The sequence below is a fragment of the Nostoc sp. LEGE 12454 genome, assembly GCF_056620565.1.
Genome location: NZ_JBWQXL010000102.1, coordinates 1 through 2,646, shown reverse-complemented (window position 1 = coordinate 2,646; position 2,646 = coordinate 1). Strand labels below are relative to the sequence as shown.

At 38.5% G+C, this 2,646-nt stretch carries 6 protein-coding genes; all 6 read left to right on the top strand.

The genetic code is table 11. The features are described from left to right. Positions 1 to 225 precede the first annotated feature (225 nt). Positions 226 to 561 (top strand): hypothetical protein, encoded by a 336-nt coding sequence (locus tag AC1F2U_RS34555; RefSeq protein WP_480265245.1) that lies wholly within the window; start codon positions 226 to 228, stop codon positions 559 to 561. Positions 562 to 564: 3 nt separating this feature from the next. After that, on the top strand, positions 565 to 921 hold the full coding sequence (locus AC1F2U_RS34550) for a hypothetical protein (protein WP_480265244.1): 357 nt from the start codon (positions 565 to 567) through the stop codon (positions 919 to 921). Continuing rightward, positions 905 to 1,564: a hypothetical protein gene (locus AC1F2U_RS34545; RefSeq protein ID WP_480265243.1), complete on the top strand. Its 660-nt coding sequence runs from the start codon at positions 905 to 907 to the stop codon at positions 1,562 to 1,564. Before AC1F2U_RS34550 ends, AC1F2U_RS34545 begins: the two co-directional genes overlap by 17 nt. A gap of 1 nt (position 1,565) precedes the next feature. After that, positions 1,566 to 2,117, top strand: a complete 552-nt coding sequence (locus tag AC1F2U_RS34540) for a hypothetical protein (RefSeq protein WP_480265242.1) — start codon at positions 1,566 to 1,568, stop codon at positions 2,115 to 2,117. Then, a complete protein-coding gene (locus AC1F2U_RS34535) occupies positions 2,118 to 2,441 on the top strand; it encodes a hypothetical protein (RefSeq protein ID WP_480265241.1) in 324 nt (107 codons plus the stop codon). A gap of 2 nt (positions 2,442 to 2,443) precedes the next feature. Next, positions 2,444 to 2,646, top strand: a 203-nt coding sequence (locus AC1F2U_RS34530) for a hypothetical protein (RefSeq protein ID WP_480265240.1), incomplete at its 3' end; no start/stop codon positions are given.

The window sequence follows — 2,646 nt, the reverse complement described above, 5'->3', positions numbered from 1 at the left end:
CATATATAAAAATAAACTTCGTGTGTTCCGCTTTTACCTGGTTCAGAGGTGAAAGTGGAATTACCTAAATATTCACTAACCGTAAATATTCGCTCAATCCTATTCCCAGCAAAGGATACACGGCATCAGTGAATGTTCCACTTCTACATAAAAGTGGAACATTTACACAAATTTGATTAAGCCATACAACGGATTTATTCACCTCATTAAATAAATCTGGATTTCATGGCTGAACCATCACTTACTGCCGTATTCGGTGCCAACGCTACTCAAACATCCACTGACCTAGTTATCAAAAAATCGGATTTATCGGGAGTCGGATTAACTGCCGATGCAAACAACTCTGCTGAATCTTTACTAGTGGCTATTAATTTGAAAGCTCAGACAGCGCTAACGGAAGATGCTAGGGAGACAAACATAGACCAATCGATTGCGCTCACGGACGGATTCAGTCCCAGCATTACTACTCGAAACAATGGTATCTACCTCAGAAATACAATCAGTATCGAGGTCGATAAATTATTAGAAGGTGCAAACGTTATCGACCCCGACGACTTTTAAAAAATGCAGACATTAACATTCCTTGAATTATTTGGTGTTAATGCTGTGCAAACTGTCGATGAACTGATTATTAAAAAATCAGATTTATCGGCAGTTGGACTAACTGCCACAGCAAATAATCGTGCTGAAGAATTATTAGTAGCAATCTTATTGCAAGCACTAAATGCTTTTCAAGGATATCTAATAGACGAAAACGGCAATATTATCACTGATGAAAATAGCGCTCCAATTGGATACGACAATCGTCAGTTGTATGAACTGCTAGAAATGTTTCGCTGGGATGCCTACGCTAAAGAGCGAAATGGCCAAATTTATCTAACAGAGACAATTGTTATCGAAAGCTATGTTCAAACAGATTAAAGATATTGCAGTGGTTAAGACTGTTGCCGAGGACTCTGATTATTTAATAATGCAAAGTCCCGATACAGGAGAAACCTATAGAATTACAAAGGCTGACTTATTTGCTGGCTTAGTTCCTAGCAGCAATATAGCTAATCTTGTCTTTTCATCAAATGGAGATAGGAACGGATTATTTTATTATCTAGGCACAAACAAAGCGACTACAGCGTGGTCAAGTCCATCAGGGAATAATTTGATAGTAACGGCAAGCTCTACCGAATCAGGAAATCCAATATCTTTGGTTGATAGAGAGAATAGCGAGTGGTTTAGCGCTGCGGTAGCAAATAGCTGGGCAAGCTTTTACATTCAAGTGGGGAAGCTTAAATGTAATTATTACTCAATAAAAACTAGAGCCAATAATACAGATTACTATCCCAGAAATTGGATATTGAAGGCTAGCAACGATGGTACTAACTGGGATATTTTAGATACTCAATCTAACAATACAGCCTTAAATTCTGTGTCTCAATGGCTTTCTCTGCCTGTCATTAGTACAACAGCATATTCATATTTCCAGCTATTGCAAAATGGGCTTGATTCATCGAATTCAAATTATTTCTGTTTGGGCGAAATAGAACTTTACGGAGAATTTATACCTAACTAAAATGAAAAAATGTTACGGCTGGAGGAGTAAAGATGGACTCAACAACGATGTTTGGTTTATTGCTTGCGCTGTGAATCCAGGGTGGACTCCAAATCCTGTCTATGGTGGTAATTATTCTTATCCTTCAGATAACGGAGTTAATCTTGCCGGGGATGATTACGGCGGAACTCCTATTAGTATTACTCCTTTAAATAGCCAAAGTGAAATCGACACATGGCTAAACGGTGCGACGGCACAGGGAAGTTGCAATAGTTGTCTAATAGCATCAACTTTTTATTGTCAGGGAAAAGGTAAAGCTAAAATACTAGTTTCTGGTGTGGAATATATTTTTGATAATACTCCTATAGAAGTTTCATGTCAGGGGACTAATTTAGTAGTAAGTGGGAGAAATATAACTGTTGAGAGTTGCAATGATTACAAAGTTTATTGCGATAATGATTGCCCTGAAGGTAGCCACAAATGCACTCATAAAAAATACCCAGGCTATTGCTGTATTCCGTGCAAACAAACAGGCGATCGCCTGAAAAATATTGCTAATAAGGTAGGCGCGTAAATGGCAGAAGTTTGTAAGGATATTGACGCGGGGCTTATTGCTTTAAATACTGCAATAGGCAAACTAAACAGTAACCTTAGTGGATTAGATAAGCGACTAAAAAATCTTGAGCGTAACTCTAACTCTGGCAACAATAACAGCGACAATGGGCTAGAGAGGCGGGTAGAGAAATTAGAAAACGATGTCTTAGAACTAGGTGGAGTAGTCAAGGAGATTATCGACGATCTCAAAGATTTACTAGACGCTGCTACAGAACACACTGAAACCGCTAATCAATCGCAAGGCATTTTCTCAGCAATTATTGACTTTTTTGTAAATGAGTAATCATGGTAGTCTCTCAGCAGATATCCCCTAGTGCTTTAAGAGCATATAAACTATCTAAATATGCTAATGGTCAGCCGGGAAAGATGTTACTCGAAGCTAAAAAGGTTAAGCGCGTAACATCTCAATTCATGTCCAAAAGTGGCGCTAAAGAAGCGGCTAAAAGAATGAAAGCTCTCAAAAGCACTGCTGCTAATGCCAAGAAAGT